The sequence below is a fragment of the Kribbella sp. NPDC003557 genome, assembly GCF_040610805.1.
GTDB lineage: Bacteria > Actinomycetota > Actinomycetes > Propionibacteriales > Kribbellaceae > Kribbella.
In genome coordinates this window covers 98,916-122,682 of record NZ_JBEXMY010000007.1, presented here as the reverse complement: position 1 = coordinate 122,682, position 23,767 = coordinate 98,916, and the positions used below count along the sequence as shown (strand labels likewise).

The 23,767-nt window shown below is 70.5% G+C and carries 29 protein-coding genes; 14 read left to right on the top strand and 15 right to left on the bottom strand.

Going from position 1 to position 23,767, the window contains the following annotated elements; genetic code table 11:
• Positions 1 to 45: 45 nt before the first annotated feature.
• On the top strand, positions 46 to 261 hold the full coding sequence (locus ABZW60_RS28860; RefSeq protein ID WP_355482052.1) for a hypothetical protein: 216 nt from the start codon (positions 46 to 48) through the stop codon (positions 259 to 261).
• On the opposite strand, the gene ABZW60_RS28855 is transcribed toward ABZW60_RS28860, so the two are convergent.
• Entirely contained in the window at positions 258 to 2,048 is a 1,791-nt protein-coding gene (locus ABZW60_RS28855) for a BTAD domain-containing putative transcriptional regulator (protein WP_355482050.1), read from the bottom strand. The genes ABZW60_RS28860 and ABZW60_RS28855 overlap by 4 nt on opposite strands.
• Before the next feature lie 54 nt (positions 2,049 to 2,102).
• On the opposite strand from ABZW60_RS28855, the gene ABZW60_RS28850 reads away from it, so the two are divergent.
• Positions 2,103 to 2,963, top strand: a complete 861-nt coding sequence (locus tag ABZW60_RS28850) for an alpha/beta hydrolase (RefSeq protein ID WP_355482048.1) — start codon at positions 2,103 to 2,105, stop codon at positions 2,961 to 2,963.
• Here ABZW60_RS28850 and ABZW60_RS28845 read toward each other — a convergent pair.
• Positions 2,960 to 4,198, bottom strand: a complete 1,239-nt coding sequence (locus tag ABZW60_RS28845) for an amidohydrolase family protein (RefSeq protein ID WP_355482046.1) — start codon at positions 4,196 to 4,198, stop codon at positions 2,960 to 2,962. The genes ABZW60_RS28850 and ABZW60_RS28845 overlap by 4 nt on opposite strands.
• Before the next feature lie 64 nt (positions 4,199 to 4,262).
• Here ABZW60_RS28845 and ABZW60_RS28840 point away from each other — a divergent pair, with 64 nt between their 5' ends.
• Positions 4,263 to 4,742 (top strand): MarR family transcriptional regulator, encoded by a 480-nt coding sequence (locus ABZW60_RS28840; RefSeq protein ID WP_355482044.1) that lies wholly within the window; start codon positions 4,263 to 4,265, stop codon positions 4,740 to 4,742.
• A gap of 53 nt (positions 4,743 to 4,795) precedes the next feature.
• On the opposite strand, the gene ABZW60_RS28835 is transcribed toward ABZW60_RS28840, so the two are convergent.
• Both ABZW60_RS28835 and ABZW60_RS28830 read right to left on the bottom strand, forming a co-directional pair.
• Positions 4,796 to 5,011, bottom strand: coding sequence for a helix-turn-helix domain-containing protein (locus ABZW60_RS28835; RefSeq protein WP_012923942.1), 216 nt, complete (start codon positions 5,009 to 5,011; stop codon positions 4,796 to 4,798).
• A gap of 118 nt (positions 5,012 to 5,129) precedes the next feature.
• The gene (locus ABZW60_RS28830; RefSeq protein ID WP_355482042.1) at positions 5,130 to 6,305 is read right to left on the bottom strand and encodes an acetoin utilization protein AcuC; all 1,176 of its coding nucleotides are present in this window, start codon (positions 6,303 to 6,305) and stop codon (positions 5,130 to 5,132) included.
• A gap of 298 nt (positions 6,306 to 6,603) precedes the next feature.
• Between ABZW60_RS28830 and ABZW60_RS28825 the strand changes: the two genes are divergently transcribed.
• From ABZW60_RS28825 to ABZW60_RS28815, 3 genes are all read left to right on the top strand, one after another.
• Positions 6,604 to 7,341, top strand: a complete 738-nt coding sequence (locus ABZW60_RS28825) for a hypothetical protein (protein WP_355482040.1) — start codon at positions 6,604 to 6,606, stop codon at positions 7,339 to 7,341.
• 153 nt (positions 7,342 to 7,494) lie between these two features.
• Entirely contained in the window at positions 7,495 to 8,463 is a 969-nt protein-coding gene (gene trpS / locus ABZW60_RS28820; protein WP_355482038.1) for a tryptophan--tRNA ligase, read from the top strand.
• On the top strand, positions 8,460 to 9,206 hold the full coding sequence (locus tag ABZW60_RS28815; protein WP_355482036.1) for an endonuclease/exonuclease/phosphatase family protein: 747 nt from the start codon (positions 8,460 to 8,462) through the stop codon (positions 9,204 to 9,206). The genes trpS and ABZW60_RS28815 overlap by 4 nt, the downstream gene beginning before the upstream one ends.
• Here the strand turns inward: ABZW60_RS28815 and ABZW60_RS28810 are convergent.
• Both ABZW60_RS28810 and ABZW60_RS28805 read right to left on the bottom strand, forming a co-directional pair.
• Positions 9,192 to 10,094 carry a TIGR03560 family F420-dependent LLM class oxidoreductase gene (locus ABZW60_RS28810; RefSeq protein WP_355482034.1) on the bottom strand — a complete coding sequence of 301 codons (903 nt, stop codon included), beginning with the start codon at positions 10,092 to 10,094 and terminating at the stop codon, positions 9,192 to 9,194. The two genes, ABZW60_RS28815 and ABZW60_RS28810, sit on opposite strands and share 15 nt — an antisense overlap.
• Positions 10,095 to 10,098: 4 nt before the next feature.
• A complete protein-coding gene (locus ABZW60_RS28805) occupies positions 10,099 to 10,455 on the bottom strand; it encodes a helix-turn-helix domain-containing protein (RefSeq protein WP_355482032.1) in 357 nt (118 codons plus the stop codon).
• 50 nt (positions 10,456 to 10,505) lie between these two features.
• Here ABZW60_RS28805 and ABZW60_RS28800 point away from each other — a divergent pair, with 50 nt between their 5' ends.
• Positions 10,506 to 10,940: a PPOX class F420-dependent oxidoreductase gene (locus ABZW60_RS28800; protein ID WP_355482030.1), complete on the top strand. Its 435-nt coding sequence runs from the start codon at positions 10,506 to 10,508 to the stop codon at positions 10,938 to 10,940.
• Here ABZW60_RS28800 and ABZW60_RS28795 read toward each other — a convergent pair.
• Both ABZW60_RS28795 and proC read right to left on the bottom strand, forming a co-directional pair.
• Positions 10,933 to 11,499 (bottom strand): hypothetical protein, encoded by a 567-nt coding sequence (locus tag ABZW60_RS28795; RefSeq protein WP_355482028.1) that lies wholly within the window; start codon positions 11,497 to 11,499, stop codon positions 10,933 to 10,935. The two genes, ABZW60_RS28800 and ABZW60_RS28795, sit on opposite strands and share 8 nt — an antisense overlap.
• A gap of 72 nt (positions 11,500 to 11,571) precedes the next feature.
• A complete protein-coding gene (gene proC, locus ABZW60_RS28790; RefSeq protein ID WP_355482027.1) occupies positions 11,572 to 12,375 on the bottom strand; it encodes a pyrroline-5-carboxylate reductase in 804 nt (267 codons plus the stop codon).
• A gap of 103 nt (positions 12,376 to 12,478) precedes the next feature.
• Between proC and ABZW60_RS28785 the strand changes: the two genes are divergently transcribed.
• A complete protein-coding gene (locus ABZW60_RS28785; RefSeq protein ID WP_355482025.1) occupies positions 12,479 to 12,973 on the top strand; it encodes a hypothetical protein in 495 nt (164 codons plus the stop codon).
• On the opposite strand, the gene ABZW60_RS28780 is transcribed toward ABZW60_RS28785, so the two are convergent.
• A complete protein-coding gene (locus ABZW60_RS28780; protein WP_355482023.1) occupies positions 12,974 to 13,903 on the bottom strand; it encodes a proline dehydrogenase family protein in 930 nt (309 codons plus the stop codon).
• A gap of 69 nt (positions 13,904 to 13,972) precedes the next feature.
• Here ABZW60_RS28780 and ABZW60_RS28775 point away from each other — a divergent pair, with 69 nt between their 5' ends.
• From ABZW60_RS28775 to ABZW60_RS28760, 4 genes are all read left to right on the top strand, one after another.
• The gene (locus ABZW60_RS28775) at positions 13,973 to 15,007 is read left to right on the top strand and encodes a DUF695 domain-containing protein (protein ID WP_355482021.1); all 1,035 of its coding nucleotides are present in this window, start codon (positions 13,973 to 13,975) and stop codon (positions 15,005 to 15,007) included.
• 58 nt (positions 15,008 to 15,065) lie between these two features.
• Positions 15,066 to 15,572 (top strand): SigE family RNA polymerase sigma factor, encoded by a 507-nt coding sequence (locus ABZW60_RS28770; RefSeq protein ID WP_355482019.1) that lies wholly within the window; start codon positions 15,066 to 15,068, stop codon positions 15,570 to 15,572.
• Between the two features lie 11 nt (positions 15,573 to 15,583).
• Entirely contained in the window at positions 15,584 to 16,636 is a 1,053-nt protein-coding gene (locus tag ABZW60_RS28765; RefSeq protein ID WP_355482017.1) for a hypothetical protein, read from the top strand.
• Between the two features lie 82 nt (positions 16,637 to 16,718).
• On the top strand, positions 16,719 to 17,627 hold the full coding sequence (locus ABZW60_RS28760; protein ID WP_355482015.1) for a hypothetical protein: 909 nt from the start codon (positions 16,719 to 16,721) through the stop codon (positions 17,625 to 17,627).
• A 1-nt stretch (position 17,628) separates the two neighbouring features.
• On the opposite strand, the gene ABZW60_RS28755 is transcribed toward ABZW60_RS28760, so the two are convergent.
• From ABZW60_RS28755 to ABZW60_RS28730, 6 genes are read right to left on the bottom strand one after another with little or no spacing between them, the layout of a single operon-like run.
• Complete coding sequence (locus ABZW60_RS28755) at positions 17,629 to 18,366, bottom strand: ABC transporter permease (protein WP_355482014.1); 738 nt, start codon at positions 18,364 to 18,366, stop codon at positions 17,629 to 17,631.
• Complete coding sequence (locus ABZW60_RS28750) at positions 18,363 to 19,085, bottom strand: ABC transporter ATP-binding protein (protein WP_355482012.1); 723 nt, start codon at positions 19,083 to 19,085, stop codon at positions 18,363 to 18,365. The genes ABZW60_RS28755 and ABZW60_RS28750 overlap by 4 nt, the downstream gene beginning before the upstream one ends.
• Positions 19,086 to 19,129: 44 nt before the next feature.
• A complete protein-coding gene (locus tag ABZW60_RS28745) occupies positions 19,130 to 19,699 on the bottom strand; it encodes an HDIG domain-containing metalloprotein (protein ID WP_355482010.1) in 570 nt (189 codons plus the stop codon).
• Positions 19,699 to 20,289, bottom strand: a complete 591-nt coding sequence (locus ABZW60_RS28740; protein ID WP_355482008.1) for a TetR family transcriptional regulator — start codon at positions 20,287 to 20,289, stop codon at positions 19,699 to 19,701. The genes ABZW60_RS28745 and ABZW60_RS28740 overlap by 1 nt, the downstream gene beginning before the upstream one ends.
• Entirely contained in the window at positions 20,286 to 21,140 is an 855-nt protein-coding gene (locus ABZW60_RS28735; protein WP_355482006.1) for a sugar phosphate isomerase/epimerase family protein, read from the bottom strand. Before ABZW60_RS28735 ends, ABZW60_RS28740 begins: the two co-directional genes overlap by 4 nt.
• Positions 21,141 to 21,144: 4 nt before the next feature.
• A complete protein-coding gene (locus tag ABZW60_RS28730) occupies positions 21,145 to 22,077 on the bottom strand; it encodes a Ppx/GppA phosphatase family protein (RefSeq protein WP_355482004.1) in 933 nt (310 codons plus the stop codon).
• 238 nt (positions 22,078 to 22,315) lie between these two features.
• Here ABZW60_RS28730 and ABZW60_RS28725 point away from each other — a divergent pair, with 238 nt between their 5' ends.
• Positions 22,316 to 23,056: a hypothetical protein gene (locus ABZW60_RS28725; RefSeq protein ID WP_355482002.1), complete on the top strand. Its 741-nt coding sequence runs from the start codon at positions 22,316 to 22,318 to the stop codon at positions 23,054 to 23,056.
• Between the two features lie 55 nt (positions 23,057 to 23,111).
• Complete coding sequence (locus ABZW60_RS28720) at positions 23,112 to 23,744, top strand: VOC family protein (RefSeq protein ID WP_355482000.1); 633 nt, start codon at positions 23,112 to 23,114, stop codon at positions 23,742 to 23,744.
• Positions 23,745 to 23,767: the final 23 nt, after the last annotated feature.

Below are 23,767 nucleotides of genomic sequence, written 5' to 3'. Positions count from 1 at the left end.
GAGATTCCTGGGAGGACCCTGGGAGCGTCCGGGTACCGTGGCGGCATGGCGTACGTCGTGTTCCTGGCCGGGCTGGCGCTGGTGCTCGCCGGGCTGGCCTGGTTCGCCTCCTGGGCCAAGCGTCGCGGGCGCGGATCCGGGGTGGCGGGCGCGCTGGCGGCGTACGAGGAGGCGTACCGGACGACGGCGCACCAGTCGCACCACGAGCTGCGTCAACAGGCCGATCGGAAGTCCGAGTCGAGTTCTCCGGACGATCTCTAGCCGAGGTAGTCGGCGATCGGGCCGAGGGTGAGCAGGCCGCTGCCGGCCGCGTGTTCGCCGGCCGCCGGCGCGAGAGCGGCTCGCGCTCTTGCCAACAGTTCGGCGTCTCTGGTGCTGTGGGCGGTGAAGGCCCAGTACGCCTCGAACAGCAGACCGGGCGGCGGATCCGGTGATCCGTGCACCCATGGAGTGTGTGGTCCGTAGTCGGCCTCGGGGATCGGTTCGCCGTGCCGTACGGCGTGCGCGGCCAGGGCCAGCGGCAGCAGTCCCTCGCTCAGGCCTGGCATGCCCGCACCGTCGAGGAGCGCGGCGGCGGCGCGGTACGCCTCGGGGGTGTCGGCGCGGAGGGCGGCGTACCAGCGGGTGAAGACGGCGACGAGCGGGAGTTCGTGCCGGGCGGCCAACGCGTCCGCGGCCGCGGCGTGCTCGTCGGCGGCGGTGTGATCGGCTCGCGCACACGCCGACTGCAGGCGGATCAGGTGGCCGAGAACCTCGTAGGTGAAGAGGTTGTGGCGCTGCGCGAGCATGACGAGCTCGGCCCCGATCGCATCGCGTTCGGGTGCGAGGCCGGCGCGGTAGCAGGTCTGCATGAAGAGACCGTTCAGTGCGAACGCCAGCAGCGCGGGATCGTCGAGGCCGCGGGCGAGCTGCTCGGCTTCGAGAGCTGCCTCGCGGGCCCGCGGCGCACGGGAGCCGCGGGACTCCAGGGCGATCGTGGCGAGCAGGCGGGCGCGGATGCCGGCGTGATCCTGCGTCGACAGGACACGTTCCGCCGCCGCCACGATCGCGGCCGCCTGCGCCTCGTCGTCGGAGCGCGTCCAGATCGCCGGTACGTCGTACGCGCCGATGACGCGCGCGGTCAGATCGGGGTCGCCGAGCTCCGCGGCCGCGGAAACGGCGGCGAGGCGATGCCGGCGAGCCGCTTCCAGGCCGCCGCCTCCGGTGACCGCGAGGTTGCGCAGCAGCCCGACCGTCGACTCGATCCGGGCGCGCGAGCCGCCGACGGCGCGGTCGTACGCCGCGGCGGCCTCGGCCCAGACAGTGCCGGCCGGCGTCAGATGCGCCGCCTGGTTGAGGATGTCGCTCTCCAGCCGACTGAGCGCGGGCCCCGGATCAACGCCGAGCTGACCCACCAGAGTGTCCCGGGCGCGACGCAGTACGGCGAGAGCGTCGCCTTGACGCTCACTCCGGTACAGCGCGAGCGCCAGCAACCGCCACGCGTCCTCACGCCACGGGTGCTCGGTGACGTGAGCGTCAAGATCCGGCACCGCCTCGGCAGCGCGTCCCAGCCCCAGCCGCGTCTCCGCGACCCGCTCGACGGCCTGCAACCGCAGCTCGGTCAGCCGGGCACGCTCGGCCAACGCCCACGGCTCGTCCAGGAACTCGGCGTACGCCGGCCCTCGCCACAAAGCCAACCCGGCCAGGAGTTCCGGCAGCAGCTGTTCCGGAGGCAGCGACGCCCTGGCCGCAGTCTCGAAGCGCCACGCGTCGACGTTCTCCGTCTTCAAGGCGTATCCAGGACCTGACGTCACCAGCAGCCGGGCCGGTTGCCGGGGTGCCCGGTCCGGCTCGATGGCGCGGCGCAGTGCGGCCACGAACGTCCGCACGGCGCTCAGCGCACCTTCGGGAGGATCAGCCCACAGATCGTCGACCAGCACACGCGCCGGCACGACCCGCCCCCGCGCCACGATCAGCCGGGCGAGCACCGCGCGGTGCCGCCGGCCCTTCAGGTCGACCGGTTCCCCGTCCCGGGCCGCCACCACCGGTCCCAGCACCCCGAAGTCCACCCGGCCACGGTAGCGCTCATCCGTTGCTCATCCAGGTCCGCGACGCTGGTCGATATGAAGATCGAAGGCTTTGACTACCAGCGGATCACAGGCACGGACGGTGTCGCACTGAACGTCGCAGTGGGCGGATCCGGCACGCCGATCGTGTTGCTGCACGGGTTTCCGCAGACGCACCTGATGTGGCGGCACGTCGCGCCCGCACTGGCCGCGGACCACACCGTCATCTGCCCGGACCTGCGCGGGTACGGCGAGAGCGACAAGCCGGCCGAGGGGTACTCGAAGCGGGCCATGGCAGCCGACATCGTCGCCGTGGCCGCTCAGCTGGGGCATCAACGGTTCGCCCTGGCCGGGCACGACCGGGGAGCCCTGGTGGCGTTCCGTGCGGGTCTCGACCACCCCGATGTCGTCACCCACCTGATGTGTCTGGACGTCCTGCCGAACCTCGACATGTGGGACGTGATGCACGGGGCGAGTGCGGCCGTCGGCTTCCACCTGTATCTGATGGCGCAGCCGCCCGGTCTGCCGGAGCGGATGATCGCCGCCAGCTCGGACGAGTTCTTCGGCTACTTCCTGGACCAGTGGGTGAACGATCCCGCGGCGATCCCGGCCGACGTCCGCGCGGCGTACCTGGCGGCCTGCCGGCGCGCCGTGCCGTCGATCGTCGCGGACTACCGCGCCACGGCGACGATCGACATCACCCACGATGCGGAGGACCTTGCCCGGGGCAACAAACTGGGGATGCCGGTGACCGTGATCCAGCAGGACTGGGGCGCCGCCCTCGGCTTCGACGCCGCCGCCCGGTGGAACGCCTGGGCCACCGACCTCCACCACCGGACCACCACGGCCGGACACTTCATGGCCGAGGAAGCCCCGGCCGAAATCACCGCGGCGCTCCGCGACCTGCTGAACCGCTAGCTGGTCGTGAGGTACGCCGTCGACGCCGCGAGCTCGGCCAGGGCGCTCGGCAGCGAAGTGCTGACGATGCGACCGTCCCGCTTGACCGGCGTGCCTCCGACCAGGACCGTGTCGACGTTGCCGGGGTGAGCAGCCGTCACCACGGTGGCCACCGGGTCGTGCAGGCCGCCGGCCAGGTTGAGGTCCGTGGTGCGCAGCAGGATCACGTCCGCCTGGTTGCCGACAGCAAACGATCCGACGTCAGGCAGGCCCAGCGCTCGTGCGCCGCCCCACGTCGCCAGCTGCAGCACCTCGGCGGCGGAGAACGTCTGGTAGCCGAGGGAAAGCACCTCGTGCATCGCCCGGAACATGTCGCCCCCGGCCGTCGTCACGACGTCGATACCCAGGCTGAAGTCGACCCCGGCCGCCCGCAGCCTTCCCGCCAACGGCCGGCCCATCTCCATCCGCGCCTCGACGGTCGGCGTCGCCGACACCGCCGCACCGGTCTCCGCGATCACCTTCAGCTCGGAGTCGGGCAGGTTGTTGCCGTGGACGTACAGCGTGGTCGGCCGGGCCAGGCCGGCGTCCCGCAACCGCGTGACCGGATCCGGCGTGTCCGAGCTGCTGCTGATGTGCACCACGACCGGCACATCGAGCGAGTCCGCCAGCTCCCAGTCCGCCCGGACCGTCTCGAACGGCACGTACGACGGCCCGATCGCCGCCACCGCGAGCTCGAGCCGCGCCGAGCGCCGGGCCATGATCCGCCGCATCTGTCCCGCATCCACGGCGCCGCCGCTCAACGGCGACGGCCCGTAGCCGAAGACGGCCCGGATGCCGCTGCGCTCCAACGCGTCCAGCGCCGCGTCGGCGTGGTCGGGGGTGCGCTGGACGTGTGAATAGTCCTGCACGGTGGTGATCCCGGCGTCCAGGCACTCGAGCGCGCCGACGAGGTTGCCTGCTGCAACGTCCTCCGCCCGGAACCGGGAGCCGTGGCGGCCGAGCACCTGCTCGAAGTAGGTCCCGAGCCCGGCGTCGACCGCGCTCCCCCGCAACGCCGTCTGCCACAGGTGCCGATGCGTGTCGACGAACCCGGGCAGCACGATCCGCTCCCGGGCGTCGATCACCTCCGCGTCGGTGGCCGGCCCCGGGCCGACCGCGGCGATCCGCCCGTCCTCGATCAGGACGTCGGTCTCCCGGCGGACGACGACCTCCGGGAAGGTGTCGATCACCGTCCCGCCCTTCAGCAGCAGCCTCACGAACATCTCCCTCAGTAGAAAGCTTTGAAGAAAGCTATCATCAAAGAAAGCTAGTCTGTCAACCGTGACCGACGACCCTGTGGACCGGTTGATCGCCTCGTGGGAGCACGAGCTGCCCGAGGTGCTCTATCCGAGCAGCGAGCTGACGAAGCGGATCATGCTGCTGGCCGGCGAGCTGAACTCGGCGACCCGGCGGGTGCTCCGTGACCTGGAGCTGACCATGGCGGAGTTCGACGTGATCGTCTCGTTGCGCCGGTCCGGTGCGCCGTACCGGCAGAAGCCGTCCGACCTGGTCCGGATCCTGCTGCTGTCCTCGGGCGGCACCAGCAACGTGACCAATCAGCTGGTCCGTCGCGGTCTGGTCGTCCGTGAACCCGACCCGGACGACGGCCGCGGCACGCAGGTCCGCCTGACCCCGGAGGGAATCACCCTCGCCGAGCAAGCCGTGAAGGCCAGCTCGGCCGCCCACGCCGAGCTGTGGGCCGACATCCCGCCCGACGCGCTGGAAGCGGCCACCGCCGCACTCCGAGGCCTGACCCGCTGAGTGAACGACGAGGCGGCCCGGACCTCTCGGTCCGGGCCGCCTCGTTCTCGTGGTTATCCGGCTTGAAAGAAGGCGCCCTTGAGGTAGTCGTGCACGGCGTCCTCCGACACCCGGAACGAACGACCCACCCGCACCGCGGGCAGCTCACCGGAGTGCACCAACCGGTACACCGTCATCTTGGACACGCGCATGGCCGTGGCGACTTCCGCCACGGTCAGGAACTTCACCTCGGCGAGCGGCTGCTCACCACCGGACTTCTTTGATGCCATTGCGCACCGCACTTCCAGCACGGATCGTGCGCCGGCTTCCCCTCCGGCACCTCCGTCCGTGCATGTCACGAGCGTAGTGGCTGTTGGTACGAATGGGAAAGAGGGGGACTCGTGTGACTCAGTAGCTCGGGTCGAGACCCAGCAGGGGGAAGCTCGCGTCGCGGGTGGCCTTGATGGCACGGTCGAGCCAGGTGTCGGGGTTGTAGCCGCTCGACCAGTCGACGTACGACGCGTCGCGGCCGTCGGTCATCCGCAGCGGCGCGACCCGGCCGAACCGCAGCTGGACCTCCTCGCGCCAGGCGTCCGGCACCGGTGCCGCCGGGTCGATCGGGGTGCCGGCGACGATCGCCAGCAGATGCGTCCAGGCCCGCGGCACGACGTCGATGATCGCGTACCCGCCGCCGCCGGTGGCGACCCATTTCCCGTCCGACACCTCGTGCGCGAGGTCGTGCAGCGCCGCGTACGCCGCCCGCTGCCCGTCGATCGTCTTGGTCAGGTGGGCCAGCGGATCCTCGACATGCGAGTCGCAGCCGTGCTGCGTGACCAGCACGCTCGGCCGGAACGCCTTCACGACGTCCGGCACGACGGCGTGGAACGCGCGCAACCAGCCCGCGTCCCCGGTGCCCGGCGGCAGTGCGACGTTGACCGCCGTACCCTCCGCGCCCGGACCGCCCGTCTCGCCGGCGCTCCCGGTGCCGGGGAACAGCGTGGTCGGCGACTCGTGCAGGCTGACCGTCAGCACACGCGGGTCGTTGTAGAAGACGGCCTGGACGCCGTCGCCGTGGTGGACGTCCACGTCGACGTACGCGACCCGCTCGGCGCCGTGGTCGAGCAGCCACTGGATCGCGATCGCCGGGTCGTTGTAGACACAGAATCCGCTGGCCTGGTTGGGCATCGCGTGGTGCAGGCCGCCGGCGACGTTCGCGGCGTGCAGGACGTCGCCCTCCCACACCGCGCGGGCCGCCTCCACGGTGGCGCCGGCGATCCGGGCCGAGACCTCGTGCATGCGCGGGAAGCAGTACGTGTCGGTCGTCCCCAGGCCGTGCACCGGATCGGCCTCGTCGGGGTGCTCGCCCGCCTGCCTCACCGCGGCCACGTACTCGGCCGTGTGCACGGTCTCGAGCAGCGCGTCGTCGGCGGTCGGCGCGGGCACGACCTTGAGATGATCGAGGACGCCGAACTCGCGGGCGAGCTTGATCGTCAGCTCCACCCGGATCGGGCTCATCGGGTGCCCCCGGCCGAAGTCGTACGCCGTCAACCCGTCGTCGAACACCAGCAAGGCCTCACCGCTCATGTCCTCGACCTTAACCGTCGCGCCTGCGCGAGCGCGGGTCCGAAGCCCCCAGCCGGGTTGAGCGGGGTCCGGGCTCAACGGCTACGGACGGCGCGACACCCCTCCCTGGCCGCGCCGGCCCGCCATGCGGTCCAACAGTCGATTCATCGGCGCCGGACTGCAAAGCGTTACAGATTTCGCCGACAGAGGCGCCGGAACCGCAGATTTTGGGTCCGTCGCGACGCCGCCCGACTGCGGACAGTGAGATTCGGACTTGCGAGTACCCTCCGTGGGCAGCCAAAGTTCTCCGGTGAGGCAAATGAAACCCAACCGGCGGCAGATCTTTACAGTAGGAGCGGCTGCCGCAGCGGCCGCCACGGTGGCCGCCTCGACCGAGACCGCATCCGCCACCACCACGGCGGACACCGGGCCGTACGGCTCCGGCGTGCTCGGCTCCTGGGCCGGCGCGACCCGGGCCATCTCCACCGCGGCGCAGTTCCAGCACACCCGCGAGACCAACGGCGTGTTCATGTTCGGCGACAGCATCTCCGTGCAGGACGGCAAGGCGCTCGCGATCAGGCTGCAGGACCGCGACGGCAGCCAGCTGGCCGTCAACAACTGGTCCAGCCGCCCGACCTCGGGCGCGGTCGACGCACTCCAGCAGTGCGCGTCGGCGTACGGGCTGCCGCGGCGGGTGCTGATGGCGAGCGGCTCCAACGACATCTTCGACCCGCCGAAGTTCGCCGCCCAGGTCGCCCGGGCGGTCAGCATCGTCGGCCAGAACCGGATCCTGTACTGGGTCAACATCCAGGTGGTCCGCAAGAGCGTGACCTCGACCGTGCAGCTCGCCGACCAGCGGAACAGCTCGTGGCTCAACATGCAGCTCTACGACGCCCAGGAGAAGTACCCGAACCTGCGGATCATCCGCTGGGCCGAGTGGCTCTGGGTCAAGCCGTACCGGCTGCTCAACTACCTGCGCGACGGCGTGCACCCGACGGTGCCGCTCGGCCAGGACGCCCGCAACGAGCTGATCGTCCAGTCGCTCGTCCAGCGGTGAGATATGCTGGAGCCGTGAACACGAACTTGCAGCTGTGGTGGGCCGCCTAGGGCGGTCCCCCGGCGTGTTCGCACGCATCCACTGAGGCCGCCTCGCCGAGGCGGCCTTTTCTTATGCCCTCGGTGGGGCTCCACACACCGAAAGGGCACGATCATGACCTCGCTTTCCGGCATCACCCCGTCCGGCCGGCTGACGCTCGGCAACCACCTCGGCGCGCTGCGCCGGTTCACCGACCCGGACGGTTTCTACTTCGTCGCGAACCTGCACGCGATGACGACCAGGCACGACCCCCGAAGACTCGCCGCGCTGACCCGGGAGTTCGCGACGCTGATGCTCGCGGCCGGTGTCCCCGAAGGCACCGTCTTCGTCCAGTCCGACGTCCCCACGCACGCCCAGCTCGCGTACCTGCTGGAGTGCACGTCGTACGTCGGTGAGCTGTCCCGGATGATCCAGTACAAGGAGAAGGGCAAGGGCCGCCCGATGACGCGGGCCTCGCTGTTCACGTACCCGTGCCTGATGGCCGCGGACATCCTGCTGTACGGCGCGGAGCAGGTGCCGGTCGGCGGCGACCAGGACCAGCACGTCGAGCTGGCCCGGGACATCGCGATCCGGTTCAACCGCGAGTACGGCGAGACGTTCGTCGTCCCGCGGCTGAACAAGGCGGCGCTCGCGACCCGGGTGAAGGACCTGCAGAACCCGACCGCGAAGATGAGCAAGTCCGACGCCGACGACGCGATCGGCACGATCCGGCTGCTGGACCCGCCGGACGTCATCCGCCGGCAGATCATGCGCGCCGTCACCGACTCCGGGAACGAGGTCCGCCACGACGAAGCGGCCAAGCCCGGGATCACCAACCTGCTGGAGATCCTCGCGGCCTGCACCGACGGCGATCCGGTCGAGCTGGCGAGGTCCTACGCGTCGTACGGCGCACTGAAGCAGGACGTCGCGGACGCGGTGCTGGCCGTCATCGAGCCGCTGCAGAAGGAGTACGCGCGGCTCACGACCGACCGCGGCGCGATCGAGAACCTGCTCGCGCAGGGCCGGGACCGGGCGCTCGAGTCGAGCACACCCCGACTCCGGGCGGCGACGGTCGCGATGGGTTTGGCAGGATCACCTGTATGAAGATCCGCGCCGCTTCGTTCAACATCCGCAACTCCTCGGCACCCGACGGCGACAATGCCTGGCCGGTCCGGCGGAAGGCGACCGTGGCGGCGATCGAGCATCTGGACGCGGACGTGGTCGGGCTGCAGGAGGTGCTGCCCGACCAGCTCGAGTACCTGCGCTGGCGGTTCCCGAAGTACGAGCTCGTCGGCGCCGGGCGGGACGACGGGATGAGCGCGGGTGAGCACGCCGCCGTCCTGGTCCGGCCCGGCGACTGGCGGGTCGAGCGGCACGAGACCCGGTGGCTGTCCGACGACCCGGGCACGCCGGGCTCGATCGGGTGGGACGCCGACCTGACGCGGGTCGCGACGCTGGTCTGGCTGCGGCACCGCAACGGTACGACGATCGGGGTCGTGAACACGCACTACGACCACGCGGGCGAGGTCGCGCAGCTGCAGTCGTCCCGGCTGATCGCGCGCTGGATCACCGGGTCGGTGCCGTGGATCGTGATGGGCGACCTGAACGCGACGCCGGACTCCCCGCCGCTGAAGACGCTGGTCGACTCCGGGCTGCGGATCGCCGTACCGGCCGAGGCGGGCGGCAGTTGGCACGACTTCACCGGAGCGACCGACGACGACCGCATCGACCACATCCTCGTCACGCCGACGTGGACCGTGACCGACGCGGCCGTCTCGCACTACCGCCCGGACGGGCGGGTGCCCAGCGACCACTGGCCGGTGGTCGCGACGCTAGACCTTGGCTAGCACCTCTTCGCGCAGCCGCTCCAGCGCGTCGAACCGCCGGCTGCCCTCACCGAGGAACGCGTCCGGGACCAGCAACTCGTCGATCCCGGCCGCCGGGTACTGCGCGACGACGTCGAGCACTTCCTGCGCCGACCCCATGACCACGTGCGCTCCCCGCGCCTCGAGCCGCTCCTTGCGCTCGGCGGCCTCGGCATCACCCGGCTCGACGATCTCGAGGAACGTCTGCGCCGAGCGCCTGACGGTCCGGGGATCACGGCCCACCCGCTCACAGTGCCGGGCGAACACCTCGCCTTTCTGTGCCGCCAGCTCCGGCCGCCCCCAGTGGTTCCATTCGTCGGCGTACCGCGCAACGATGCCCAGGGCAACTTTTTCACCGGACGCACCGATGAGGATCGGGAGATTGGCCGGCTTGGGTTCGCAGGGTGCGTCGGTGAGCTGGTAGTAGGTACCGTCGAAGGTGGTGCGGTCCTGCGTGAGCAGGCCCTTGATCACCTGACACGCCTCCTCGAAGCGCTTGAGCCGCGGACCGATGGCCGGCAGCTCGATGCCGTACGCCTCGTGCTCGTTCACCTGCCAGCCCGCACCGATCCCGAGCACGAACCGGCCGTCCGCCATCTGGTCGATGGTCGCGGCCGCGTTCGCCACCACGGCCGGGTGCCGGTACGTGTTCCCCAGCACCATCGTGCCGACCCGCACCCGCTCGGTCCGCGCGACGATCCCGGCAACCAGCGCCAGCGCCTCGTTCACCGGGACGCTCAGGTCGTCCCCGTTCTGCATGAAATGGTCAGCGATCCACACGCCGTGCCAGCCGGTCCGCTCGGCGTACTCGGATCCCTCGAGCACCGACCGCCAAGTCCGGGAAGCCGCAGGCCACAAAGAAAAGTCCATGCGGTCATCCTCTCTCCTGGGCCTCCAGCACCGCCTCACCGTTCTCCTCTGCCCACTCTGTGAGCAACCGGATCGGTCCCATCAGCGTGCGTCCGAGTTCGGTGAGCTCGTACTCGACCCGGGGCGGTACCCCGCCGTGGTCCGTGCGGCTGACCAGGCCGTTGGCCTGCAGGCGGCGCAACGTCTGGGTGAGCACCTTCTTCGAGATGCCGCCGATCAGTTCGAGCAGCTCGGAGTGCCGTCTGGCGTGATCGTTGAGGCCCCACAGCACCACGACCGCCCACTTGTCGGCGATCACCTCGACCGCGAGCCGGGCCGGGCAGTCGGCCAGGAAGACGTCTCCGGGTTCCACTCCGTGCACAGCGGTCAGGGTACCCAGAGGTTCCCACGGCGCTGTCTAGCGTCTGCCGCATGAGCAGACTTCCCGAGAGCAGCTACCGGCTCTTCGACGAGCCGAAGGACGTCACGATGATCACGATCGACCCGGACGGGTCCCCGCAGGCCGCGCTGGTGTGGGTGGAGCGGGACGGCGACGAGCTTCTGTTCGGCGTCGAGGAGAAGCACCGGAAGACCCGGAACCTGCGTCGCGACCCGCGGATCACGCTGGTCGTGCAGGACGACCGGATCAGCCCGCGCGGGCTGACGCAGTACCTGGTCGTGCGCGGAACCGTGCGGCTGGAGGGACCCGGCAACCCGGAGTACAAGACGCTGATGGACCGGCTGACGCGGAAGTATCTCGGTCAGGAGGAATTCCCGTTCGGTACCGAGCAGGTGTACGCCGGTGCGACCGTGGTGCGGGTGCGGGTCGACAAGCTGACCGGCGAAGGGCCGTGGGTGGTCAGATGACGATGTGCCAGCGGAGCAGGAAGGCGCCGATGGACAGGATGATGTAGAGCAGGACGAGGGCGGTGCCGATGCCGGGGCGTGGGCGGTGGCGGCGGACCTGGGTGGTGAGGGAGCGTTCGCGGAGGGCCTCCATCACCGCGGCGACCTCGCCGGTGCGGTCCGCGGGGATGCCGTTGATCTCGTGCTCGTCGGGGCCGCGGGTCAGCACGACGTTGTCGTCGCCGACCTCGATCTTGCCGACGTCCTGCCAGGCCAGGCTGCGGATCAGCATGCTGGTCCGGGCCTTCAGGCCGGTCGGGAACAGCTCGACGCGGTACAGCACGACGCCGCCCGCGACCCGGACGACCGACGCGCCGATGATCGTCAGCAGCCCGACGGCGAGCATGTCGCGGGCGCCCATCCAGAGCCACGAGTTCAGCGCCGGCACGAGGACGAACGGCAGCACGAACAGCGCCCAGGCCCACCACGGCGCCGGGTCCAGCGGCACTCGCCACGGGAGCGGCGGCACGTCCTGCTGCTGCGCAGGCGCGGCGACCGGCTCGACCGAACCATTAGTCATGGGCGGACACTCATCCCTCGAACCTGGTGGGAAACCTCGGCGCCCACCTTAACGCCACCCGTGCAGGAGGTGTTACTCGGCGGCCAGGGCCCGTGACCGGTTGCGAGCGGCCTCGATCGCGGACAGGAACGCGGCGCGGACCTTGTGGTCCTCGAGTTCGCGGACCGCGGCGGCCGTCGTACCGCCCGGGGACGTCACACGCTCGCGCAGCACCGTCGGATGCTCGCCGGTCTCGCGTAGCAGCTTCGCGGAGCCGACCACCGTCTGCACGACCAGGTCGGTCGCCGTGCCGCGCGGCAGGCCCATGTGGACACCGGCCTCGATCATCGCCTCGACGACGAAGAACAGGTACGCCGGGCCGGAGCCCGAGATCGCGGTGACCGCGTCCTGCTGCTTCTCCGGCACGCGGATCACCCGGCCGGTCGCGGCCAGCAGGCTCTCGGCCAGCTCCAGGTGGCTCTCGTCGCAGTGCGCGCCGCGGGAGATCGCGGCCATGCCCTCGTCGACCAGCGCGGGCGTGTTCGGCATGACCCGGACGACGGCCACGCCTTCGGGCAGCCGCGACTCGACGAAGCTGGTGGTGATACCGGCGGCGAGCGAGACGACGGTCTGCGACGGCTGCACGGCCGGGGCGATCTCGGCGAGCAGGTCCGGCATGTCCTGCGGCTTCACCACCAGGACCAGCGTCTCCGCCTGCTTGGCCGCCTCCACGTTCGACACGACGTCGACGCCGTACCGCTCACGCAGCTCGGCGGCGCGCTCCTCCCGGCGCTCGGTGATCAGGAGGTCCTCCGGTCGCCGCCCGGCCCGAATCAGCCCGGACAGCAACGTCTCCCCCATCACACCCGCCCCGAGGACGGCCACCTTTGCACTCATGCCAACAGACTACTGACGAACTGCTCAGATCCCGGTCCCGCTGCCCACCAGCCGGAACATAGGCTCTCCACCCGCACTCCTCCGCCCCGAGAAGGAACCGCCCATGCGACTGCTGCGCGCCCTCGCCATTCCTGCCGCCGCTCTGCTGCTGCTGACCAGCGGCCTGACCCAAGCCACCGCCACCACCACGGACGCCGATGACGGCGACACCGGAACGCTGACCAGTCCGACCATGGCGACCGCGGCCGCCCCCGCCGCGATGTCGACGGCCGGCTATTCCTACACGGCGCCCGTCGACCACTGCATCCTCTTCGCCGCCGAGATCGGCGCCACCTGCTACCAGTGGGTCGGTGACGACCAGTGGGTCGTGGACGGCATCGCGAACGGCTGGGCCGCCGTGGTGCATGTCCAGACCAACTACGGCAAGGACCGGTACTGCCAGGCGCTCCCATCCGCTGAAGGCTGGGGGAAGTGCAACTACGACCACACCGAAGGCAAGTGCGTCCGCTGGCAGATGTACGAGCTCAAGGACGGCGACACCCGGAACTTCACCCCCTGGAGCGCCTGGTACGGCACGCAGTACGGCTATCCGTGCTGATTACTTCTTGCTGATCAAAGAGCGGGCGAAGAACTGCAGGTTGGCGGGGCGCTCGGCCAGGCGCCGGACCAGGTAGCCGTACCAGTCCTCGCCGTACGGGACGTAGACGCGGACCGTGTGGCCGAGGCCCGCCAGGCGGAGCTGCTCCTCGGGGCGGATCCCGTACAGCATCTGGTACTCGTAGCTGCCCGGCGTACGGCGTGCGCGGTCGGCCAGCGCGCCGGCGATCCGGATCAGCCGCGGGTCGTGCGACGCGATCATCGGGTAGCCCTTGCCGTTCATCAGCACCTTCATGGCGCGGACGTAGGCCTTGTCGACCTGGCGTTTCTCCTGGAACGCGACCGACTCCGGCTCCTTGTACGCACCCTTGCACAGCCGGACACGGGAGCCTGCGTACGCGAGGTCACGGCAGTCGGCCTCGGTCCGCCGCAGGTACGCCTGCAGGACCGCGCCGGTGGCCGGGAAGTCCTGGCGCAGCTCGCGCAGGATCCCCAGCGTGGAGTCGGTGGTGGTGTGGTCCTCCATGTCCAGCGTCACCGTCGTGCCGGCGTTGCGGGCGGCGAGGCAGATGGTCCGCGCGTTCTCCAGCGCGATCTTCTCGCCGTCACCCGGCAGCGCCTGCCCGACCGCGGACAGCTTCACCGAGACCTCGGCATGTTTGGTCAGGCCGGCGGCGGAGAGTTTCTTCAGCAGCTCCAGGTACGCGTCGGCCGTGGCGGTCGCGGCGGCCGGGTCGGTGACGTCCTCGCCGAGGTGGTCGAGCGTGACGCTCAGCCCGTTGCTGACCAGCTTCTCGGTGGCCAGGACGGCCTCGGGAGCGGTCTCACCGGCGACGAAGCGCGCGACGATGCCACTGGACACCGGCAGCGACGACACCGCCTTCTTGATCTGTGAGCTGCGGGACATGCCCAGCAGGATTCGGCGAAGCACTACGTGTTCCTCCTCAACCAGGGGTCACTGGTTCGATGGTCGCACCCCAACCTGTTAGAGGATGCGGCCATGCCCATCTTCAAGCGCCGCCGCCGGAACGCCGTGGAGGCCGACCCGATCGGCGCGTTCTGGTCGTGGTGGTCCAGCACCGGAGCCGCCGGCGTCGCGAGCGCCGTCACCCGCCGGGAGCCGACCGACGCGAACGCGGAACTGAACGAGCGGGTCGCCCGCATCCACCCCGACCTGGAGTGGGAGCTCGGCCCGGGGCTGCACGCCGAGCACGTCCTGATCGTCACCGCGGCCGGCAACCCGGCGCAGCGGGCGATCGCCCGCCGCTGGCTGCGCGCCGCTCCGCCGTCGGACCAGGTCTGGGAGTACGCCGACCTGCGCCGCCCCGGTCCCGCGGTGACGCTGCAGTTCGAGGGGCTCCCACCGGTCGCGATCGACGAGTCGGTGGTGTCGATCGAGCCCGACGCGGCCGCCGTGCACGTCGGTGTCCACCACCCCGTCTTCCCGTCGCTGTCGGTGGACGCACAGCGGCGGGTGACGTTCCTGATCCTCGACCTGGTGCTCGGCGAGGAGATGGTGGAGACCTGGGTCGGCGCGATCGACACGCTGCCGGACGCGCCGCAGGACGCCGTACCGGTGACGGAACTGCTGCCGGCGGTGGCCGGGTTCGCGGCCGAGCACACGCTGGAGGACGGCAGCCCGGCGTGGAAGATGCTGGAGGGTACGCGTGACGGGCAGCGGGTGATCGCGACCGCGGAGTACCCGCTGCGGTCGATCCGCCGGCCGCATCTCGACACCCATGTCGCGGTCGCCATCCACTATCCGCTGGTCCGCGACGACGGGCTGCCGGAGTCCGAGATGCTCGACGAGCTGCGGGCCTTCGAGGACCACCTCACCGACCGGCTCGGCGGCTCCGGCAACCTTCTCGCCCACGAGACGTCCGCCGGTGTCCGGATCCTGCACTACTACGTCGACGGCACCACGCCCGCCGACGCCCAGCTCCAGGCCGCCACGACCGGCTGGCCGCACGGCAAGGTGACGCTGACCGCGTCCCCCGACCCCGCCTGGCACAACGTCGCCCACCTCTCGGGCTGATGCAACCCGGGAGTTCGCGCTTTTCGTCTTGAGGGGGAGATGGAGAGTGGAGGCTCGGATGGCGGAGCGGGACCGGGAGTTCGTCGAGTTCGTCGAAGGGGCCGAGGCGGCCTTACGGCGGACCGCGTTCCTCGTGTCGGGTGACCGGCACCGGGCCGACGACATCGTCCAGGACGCGCTGTACAAGCTGTACCTGGCCTGGCCGAAGGTCCGGCGGATGGGCAACCCGTTCGCGTACGCGCGCCGGATGGTGGTGAACGCGGCGTACGACGGGAAACGCCGGCCGTGGCGCCGGGAGGTGACGATCGCCGACGTCCCCGAGCAGGCCGGGTACGACGACTTCGCGATCGGGCACGCCGACCGCGACGAGGTCCTCGAGGCCCTGCGCTCACTGGGCCCACGGCAACGGGCGTGCGTCGTACTGCGGTACTACGAGGACCTGTCCGTCGAGCAGACCGCAGACATCCTCGGCTGCTCCACAGGCACGGTGAAGAGCCAAGCAGCCCGCGCCCTCACCACTCTCCGCCAAGCCATCGCCCAGCGCCGGGCGAGCCGAGCGCTGTGAAGGAGACCAAGATGGAAGACACACGCGAGGTCAGCACCGAACTCCACCGACTCGCTGACGCGGAGCAGCTCGAGCCGATGGACACCGCCCATCTGCTGGATCGCGGTCACCGGGGACGCCGGCGCCGCCGGATCCTGACCGCCGGCGGCGCCGCGGTGGGCGTTGCGGCGATCGCCGTCGCCGCCGCCGTCCTGCCGAACCAGTTCCGCACGGACGACGCTCCCGTGGCGGGCGATCAGCACCAGGAGGCGGCCTTCGAGTCGGTGGCGGGCGTCACGCGCGGCGACGACACCGTCGGTGTGCCGGTCAGCAACGCGGAGGCGCTCCGCCGTTGCCGGCTACGCCTTCCGGACCTGAAGGCTCCCCTGGCGGACACCGTCGGCGGGTACCGGATCGGCGACAGAGCCGTGTCCCGCGCCCTTCCCAAGGTCGGCGACAAGATGCAGATGTGCACAGTTCCCGGCGGTGACAGGCCCACGGCGGCACTCCTGGCCAAGCTCCGGAAGGACCCGGTTCCGACCGACCCCGCGACCCAACTGCTGAACTGTTCCGCCCAGACCTGGGTCGACGTCACCAAGTGGCGCATCGTCGCCAGTGCGCGGTCGAAGACCTGGCCGAGCGTGCTGCTGACCGCGGTGTCACCCGACGGCCGCAAGGCGATCGCCTGTGAGATCGAGAAGAACTCGCTGGACGGCGGCATGGTGATGCGCGGCACCACGTTCCTGAACCTGGACTCGTTGCGGCAGGTGCAGGACCCGATCCTCACCCCGGCGAAGGGTTCGCAACGCGCGGATCTCTACACCGGCCGGGATCTGAGCGGCCAGGCATGCTCGGGTAAGCGCTGCTGGGAGGTCCGCGCCTGGGGCCGGGTCGCGAGCTCGGCGACCCGGATCCATCTCCAGATGGGCCCGTCGGCGACCACCGACATCCCGGTCACCGACGGCTGGTTCGCCTACATCTGGCTGAGCCCGCCGACGACGGCCACGATGAACGATCTGAAGGTCACCGCCTTCGACAAGGACGGAAAGGTCGTCAAGGTGCTGGAGCCCCGCGCCGCGTCCTGAGCCGCCGGGAACCCGTACGAATCGTTACCAACCAAAAGGTCGCGTCGTAGGTCTCACCCATCGAACTTTCGAAGGGGGAGACATGGGGAAACTTCGTACGACCTTGACTCTGCTCGCGGCGGCCGGGATGGCCGCCGCGGGTGCGACCACTGCCGTCGCCGGGACGACAGCGACCACCGCGGCCTGCGGGGTGAATCTCGGCTCGGTGACGGCCGGTGGTGACCAGACACTGCAGCGGCTGACCGCGGCGGCCCCGCCGGTGCCGGGGGCTCGGAGTGTTGTGCCCAACGTTTACGGCGACGGGGCGGTGCGGATGGTGGGCTCGCTCGTCAATGAGGCGACGCCGACCGGTAGTTCCCGGCACGGGCGGGTGGTGCTCGGGGACTCCATGTATCAGCACTGGCTCGAGCTCGACAAGAGTGGCAAGGTGACGTCGTCGGAGCTGGCGCGGATCGGCGGTGGGTGGAGCAGGTTCGTCGACCACGAGACGTCGGTGTTCAACAACGACCTGACCCACCCGCGGACCTACGAGTACGCGCTCCGTTCGGACGGCGTGCTGTTCCGGTGGGTCGTCGGCGACACCGGCGCCTGGAAGGCGTACGGCTCGGCGGCCGGGTTCTCGGCGGTGAAGTCGATGACGCTGATCAGCAAGGCCGCGGCGTACGACACGTTCCTCGCGAACACCCGCGGCGGCGCGCTGTACACCATCCGCATCCCGGTCAACGCCCAGCTGCGGCCGGTCGTCACCAAGGTGCGGGCGGCGACCTGGCAGGGCTTCGAGACGCTCGTCGCCGGTGCCTGCGGCAACTACGGGACCGTTGTCGTCGGCATCGACAAGGACACCAGGTCCGCGTACCTCTACACGTTCGGCCACGCGGACGGCGTGCAGACGTCGATCACCGGCCACGGCAAGGTACCGGGCACGTTCGCCGACCCCAGCTACTTCCGCTGGGCCCCGCCGGTGAAGTCCGACTGGCTGTTCGGCGAGTGAGCTAGGCCGTACGACGTCTGAGGGTGGCGGCGCCCAGCCCGAGCGCGGCGAGGATGAAGCCGAGCACGACCAGGGTGTCGCCACCGGTCCCGGTGGTGAATCCGTTGCCTGCAGCAACTCCGAGGACGGCGTCGACGGCGTAGGACAGCGGCAGCACGTCGCTGATCGCGTGCAGGACCGTCGGCAGCTGGTCGCGTGGGACGAGCAGGCCGCACAGCAGGATCTGCGGGATCATCACGGCCGGCATCATCTGCACGGCCTGGAACTCGGTCGCCGCGAACGCGCTCGCGAACAGGCCGAGCGCCGTACCGAGCACGCCGTCCAGCACCGCGACCACACCGAGCTGCCAGGCGGCGCCCTGGATGTCCAGATCCAGGAGGTACAAGGCGATCGAGACGACCACCAGCGCCTGGACGACGGCGATCAGCGCGAACGCGAGCGCGTACCCGAGCAGGAAGTCCAGCTTGCCCATCGGCATCGTGAACAGCCGGGAGAGGGTGCCGGTGGACCGTTCGCGCAGCGTCGCGACCGACGTGACCACGAACATGATGATGGACGGGAAGACCGCGAGCAGCGGCCCGCCGATCCGGTCGAAGACCATCGGGGAATCGGTGAACATCCACCACATCAGGCTGACGAGCAGCGTCGGCAGCACGATCAGCATCGCCACCGTCCGGTGGTCCCGGCGCAGCTGCGCCAGCACCCGGGCCGCAACGGCGAACGTCACTCGCGGCGTCATCGCGCACCGGCCTTCCGCTCGATCAGGGTGAGGAACGCCTGCTCGATGTCGTTGGTGCCGGCCGACAGCAGCAGGTCCTGAGGTGTGTCGTCGGCGAGCAGCTCGCCGTCCCGCATCAGCAGCAGACGGTCGCAGCGGGACGCCTCGTCCATGACGTGACTCGACACCAGCAGCGTCGCGCCCGCGTCGGCGAGCTCGTGGAAGAGGTTCCAGAGATCGCGGCGTAACACGGGGTCCAGGCCGACGGTCGGCTCGTCCAGCACCAGCAGCTCAGGACTGCCGAGCAGCGCGGCCGCGAGGGAGGCACGCGAGCGCTGGCCGCCGGACAGCTGGTCGACCCGGGCGTCCGCGTGCGATGCGAGATCGACCGCCTCGACGACCCGTTCGACATCCGGCGACGGGACCCCGAGGACGGCCGCGAAGAAGCGCAGGTTCTCGGTGACGGTCAGATCGCCGTACACGCTGGGCTCCTGCGTCACGTAGCCGATCCGACCGCGCAGCTTCGGCGCGCCGGCCGGCAGCCCGAGGACCGACACGTCACCGGTCACCCGCGCCTGCAGGCCGACGATCGCCCGGATCAGCGTCGTCTTGCCACAGCCCGACGGCCCGAGCAGCCCGGTCACGGTCCCGGCCCGCAGGTCGAACCCGACGCCGTGCAGGACCTCCCGGTCGCCGCGGACCACGACGACGTCACGGCAGCTCACCGCGTTTTTCATCATATGATGAATTTAGCGCGCACGCTGCCCGCTGGCAACAGGGAGATTCAGACGACGGCGTACCCGGTCGCTGCACTCAACGCGTCCAGCGAGGGATCGCCGTACCGCTCCCGCAGCGCCCCGAACCGCTCGACCTTGTCCGCGCCGAACCGGCCGACCTCGGCGGCGTACGTGTCGCCGGACAGGAACACCGGCGGGCGCCGTTTGCTGTGGAACTTGTCCGCGTACAGCACGAGCTCCTCCTCCGGCGTCCGCGGCAGGTAGTCGTCGACCGGGATCGGCAGCGCCTGCCGTACGACGTCCTCGCGGGTGATCCCGACGCCGGTGTGACACGACGCGAACCGGCAGATCTCGACCGGGAAGCCGAGCGATGCCAGCAACGCGTGCCCGAGGACGCCGTGCCGCACGTACGCGGTCGATTCCAGGCGGTAGACCCCGATGTCGTGCAGCAGCGCTCCCGCCCGCACGAGGTCGGTGTCGATGTCCAGGCCGGCGAAGAACTGCGAGGCCACCGAGCACACCAGCCGGCAGTGCTCGTGGACCAGCTCGAACGACGACCGGCTCGGCGCGTGGTCCCGGTGCAGCGCGCGGATCTCCTGATCGGTCGGGATCTCCATCAGCCGGAGACGTACTGCTGGATCGCCGGCGCGAGCCGCTCGACGAGGGTGTCCAGGTCGGCGGACGCCACCGGCTCCAACTCGACCACGTACCGGGTCAGCGCCATCCCGATCAGGTGGCTCGCGATCAGCCCGACCCGCAGCTTCGCGTCCGGGACGTCGATGAACCGCGAGACCGGCTCCAGGATCATCCTGGTCATCCCCTCGCGCATGATCCGGGCGACCTCGTCGCTGGTCACGACGCTGCGCAGCATCGCCTTCATCCGCTGCTGTCCCTCGTCGGACTCCCAGACGCCGAGGAACACGGTCGCGATCCGCCGGCCGAGATCCTCGCGGGAGCCGTCCAGGATCGCGGCGGCCACCTGCCGCGGGTCCAGCGGCAGCGCCATCGCCTCGATGAACAGCTCGTCCTTGCTGTCGAAGTAGTGGTGCACGAGCGCGGCGTCGACACCGGCCTGGCGTGCGACCGCGCGGATCGAGGTGGCCGCGAACCCCTTGTCCGCAAAGGATTCCCGGGCCGCCCGGACGATCTCGCCCCGGGTGTCGGGCCCACCCGGCCGGCGTCCCGGCGTACGGCGGGAAACCGTCACGGAGTCAGCTCCGAGATCTCCCCCTCGGGCGTGACCGCGAACGGCGTCCGGCGCGCGGCCGACTTCACGAAGTGCTTGCGGGTGAACTCCAGCGACTCGACCAGGTCGACCTCGCGCTCGGACCGGCTGGCCGCGCGGCGGGTGTTGATCTCGATGACGATGTGGCCGCGGAAGTCCTGTTTGGCCAGGACGGCCAGCAGGTCGGCGGCGCGCTGCGTGCCGCGGCCCGGCACGAGGTGCTCGTCCTTGGCGGATCCGGTGCCGTCGGTCAGGTGCACGTGGGTGAGGCTCCGGCCCATCGTCGCGGCCAGCTCGACACAGTCCTGCTCAGCGGTGGACGCGTGCGACAGGTCGAGGGTGGTGTGCGCGTAGCTCTGCTCGGTCGGGTCCCAGCTCGGCGCGTACGCCTGCAGGCCCTTGCCCGGGGCGCGCCACGGGTACATGTTCTCGACCGCGAAGATCACGCCGGTCTCCGCCTCCAGCCGGGCGATGCCCTCGACGAAGCCGCGCGCGTACTCCCGCTGCCAGCGGAACGGCGGGTGCACGACGACCACGTCCGCGCCGAGGTCCTTGGCGGCCTCCGCGCTGCGCTCGAGCTTGCCCCACGGGTCGGTCCCCCAGACCCGCTGGGTGATCAGCAGGCAGGGCGCGTGCACGGCGAGCACCGGCAACTGGTGGTAGTCGACGAGGCGCTGGACCGCGTCGATCTGGGTGCTGAGCGGATCGATCCCGACCATCACCTCGACGCCGTCGTACCCGAGCCGGGCGGCCAGTTCGAAGCCGCTGGCGGTGGACTCGGGGTAGACGGAGGCGGTGGACAGGCCGATCTTCGCGGTCGTACGGGGGTTCATTCGTTCACCGGGGTTGCAGCTGGTCGAGCCGGGACAGGATGACGCCCTCACGCAGGGCCCACGGGCAGACCTCGAGCGCGGGCAGGTCGAAGAGGTCCATCACGGCGTCGGCGACCAGCGCGCCGGCGGTCAGCTGGGACGCGCGGCCGGGCGAGACACCGGGCAGGGCGGCCCGTTCGGCGGCCGACATCTTGGTCAGCTTCGGGATCCACTCGTTCAGGTCGTCGCGGTTCAGCGTGCGCGGCACGTACGGCCCGTCGGCGGACGGGGCCGCGCCGGCGATCCGGGCCAGCGAACGGAACGTCTTGCTGGTGGCGACGGAACGCTGCGGCTTACCGGCCCGCAGGACCGGACCGGCGACCGCGGCCAGCTCCAGCCGGATCCGGCGGCGCAGCGCCCGGACCTCGTCCTTGTCCGGCGGGTCCGCGGTCAGCCCCTCGCGGGTCAGCCGGCCCGCGCCGAGCTGCACCGACTCCGCCACGGTCGGCTGCTCGTCCGACCCGGCCGCGATCTCCAGCGAGCCGCCGCCGATGTCGAACACCGCCAGCCGCCCCGACGACCAGCCGAACCACCGCCGGACCGCCAGGAACGTCAACCGGGCCTCGTCCTCACCGGTCAGCACCTCGAGGTCGACGCCGGTCTCGTCCCGGACCCGGGCCAGCACCTTCTCGCCGTTCGGCGCCTCGCGGAGCGCGGACGTCGCGAACGAGAGCACCGACTCGCAGCCCTTGTCCTCGGCCAGCTCGACGGCTTCCTTGGTGAACGCGATCAGCCCGTCGGCGCCGGACTCGGCGATCCGGCCGTCCTTGTCCAGGTGCTCGGCCAGCCGGAGCTCGGTCTTGTGCGAGTACGCCGGCAGCGGGGCGGCGCCACGGTGCGCGTCCACCACGAGCAGATGGACGGTGTTGGATCCCACGTCGAGTACGCCGAGCCGCATACCCTCACGCTAGCGGACAACCGGAGAGGGTGCGTCTCCCGATCCCACGCCGTCGCGAGCAGGTGCTCGGCGGAGTGCCTCGGCGAGCTGGAGCGGAGGGGTCGATGTGGTTTCATCGTTCCCTTCGCTCCAGCTCGGCGAGGTGCCCGCCGAGTGCCGCGCAGTAGGCGTGGGATCGGGAGACGTGCCCTGAGCAGTGCATTCACGGATGCGGGGGTTCGGCGCGTACGCTTTTCAGGTGCCTGAGGTTTCTCTCGATTTCCCCCGTGCCTGGGTCGAGTTCACCGACCCCGAGGACCCCGACCAGGTCTTCCGCTGCGACGTGACCTGGCTGACCTCCAACTGGAGCTGCATCTTCGGCGGTGGTTGCCAGGGGATCTACAAGGGCCGGCCGAACGACGGCTGCTGCACCCTAGGTGCGCATTTCTCCGACGCCGACGACGAGAAGCGGGTGAAGAAGTACGTCAAGGAGCTCGGCAAGGAGGACTGGCAGTTCCGCAAGGAGGGCCGGACCAACGGCTGGGTCGAGACCGACGACGACGGCGAGCGCAAGACGCGGGTCTGGGAGGGTGCGTGCATCTTCCTGAACCGGCCGGGTTTCTCCGGCGGCGCCGGCTGCGCGCTGCACGGGCTGGCACTGAAGCGCGGCGTGCACTTCGTCGAGACCAAGCCGGACGTGTGCTGGCAGCTGCCGATCCGGCGGACCTTCCGCGAGGTCGAGCGGCCGGACGGCACGACGTACACCGAGGTCGGCATCGGGGAGTACGACCGGCGCGGCTGGGGCCCGGGCGGGCACGACCTGGACTGGTACTGCACCGGTAACACCGAGGCGCACATCGCCGTCGAGCCGGTGTTCGAGTCCAGCAAGGTCGAGCTGCAGACACTGATGGGCCTGAAGGCCTACGACGTGCTCGCCGAGCTGTGCCGTCAGCACCTGGAGGCGGCGCGGCCGCTGCTGCCGCACCCCGCCTCGAAATAGCTCCGACACACCCTGGGTGTGTCGACTGTCGGACCGAGACGCAACAATGACTGACATGCGTCTGGATCATCTGTCGTACGCGTGCGGACCCGATGGCTGTGCGGCCACGCTGGAGCGCCTGTCCGGGCTGCTCGGCGCGGAGTTCGTCGACGGCGGGGTGCACCCGCGGTTCGGCACGGTCAACCACATCCTGCCGCTGGAGAACGACCGGTACATCGAGGTGGTCGACGTGCTCGACCACCCGGCGTCGGACAAGGCGCCGTTCGGTCAGGCGGTCCGCGCCCGCAAGGAGCTCGGCGGCGGCTGGCTCGGCTGGGTGGTCGCGGTCCGCGACATGGAGGCGATGGAGAAGCGCCTCGGCCGGCAGGCGGTGCCCGGCAACCGGCACCGGCCGGACGGGGTGAACCTGACCTGGCGGCAGATCGGCGTCAAGGGCCTGATCGCGGACCCGCAGCTGCCGTTCTTCATCCACTGGGACGACCTCGCCGAGCACCCGTCGATCGGTGGCAAGGGTATCGAGCTGACCGGCCTGGAGATCGCCGGCGACCCGTCCCGGGTGACCGACTGGATCGGCCACCCCGCCGACCACCTCCTCGACGACCTCGACGTCACCTGGGCCGGCCCGAACGGCCAGCCCGGCCTGGTCGCGGCCACCTTCCAGACCCCCAACGGCGCCGTCCGGGTCTGATCACCGCAAGCCTTGACCTGACG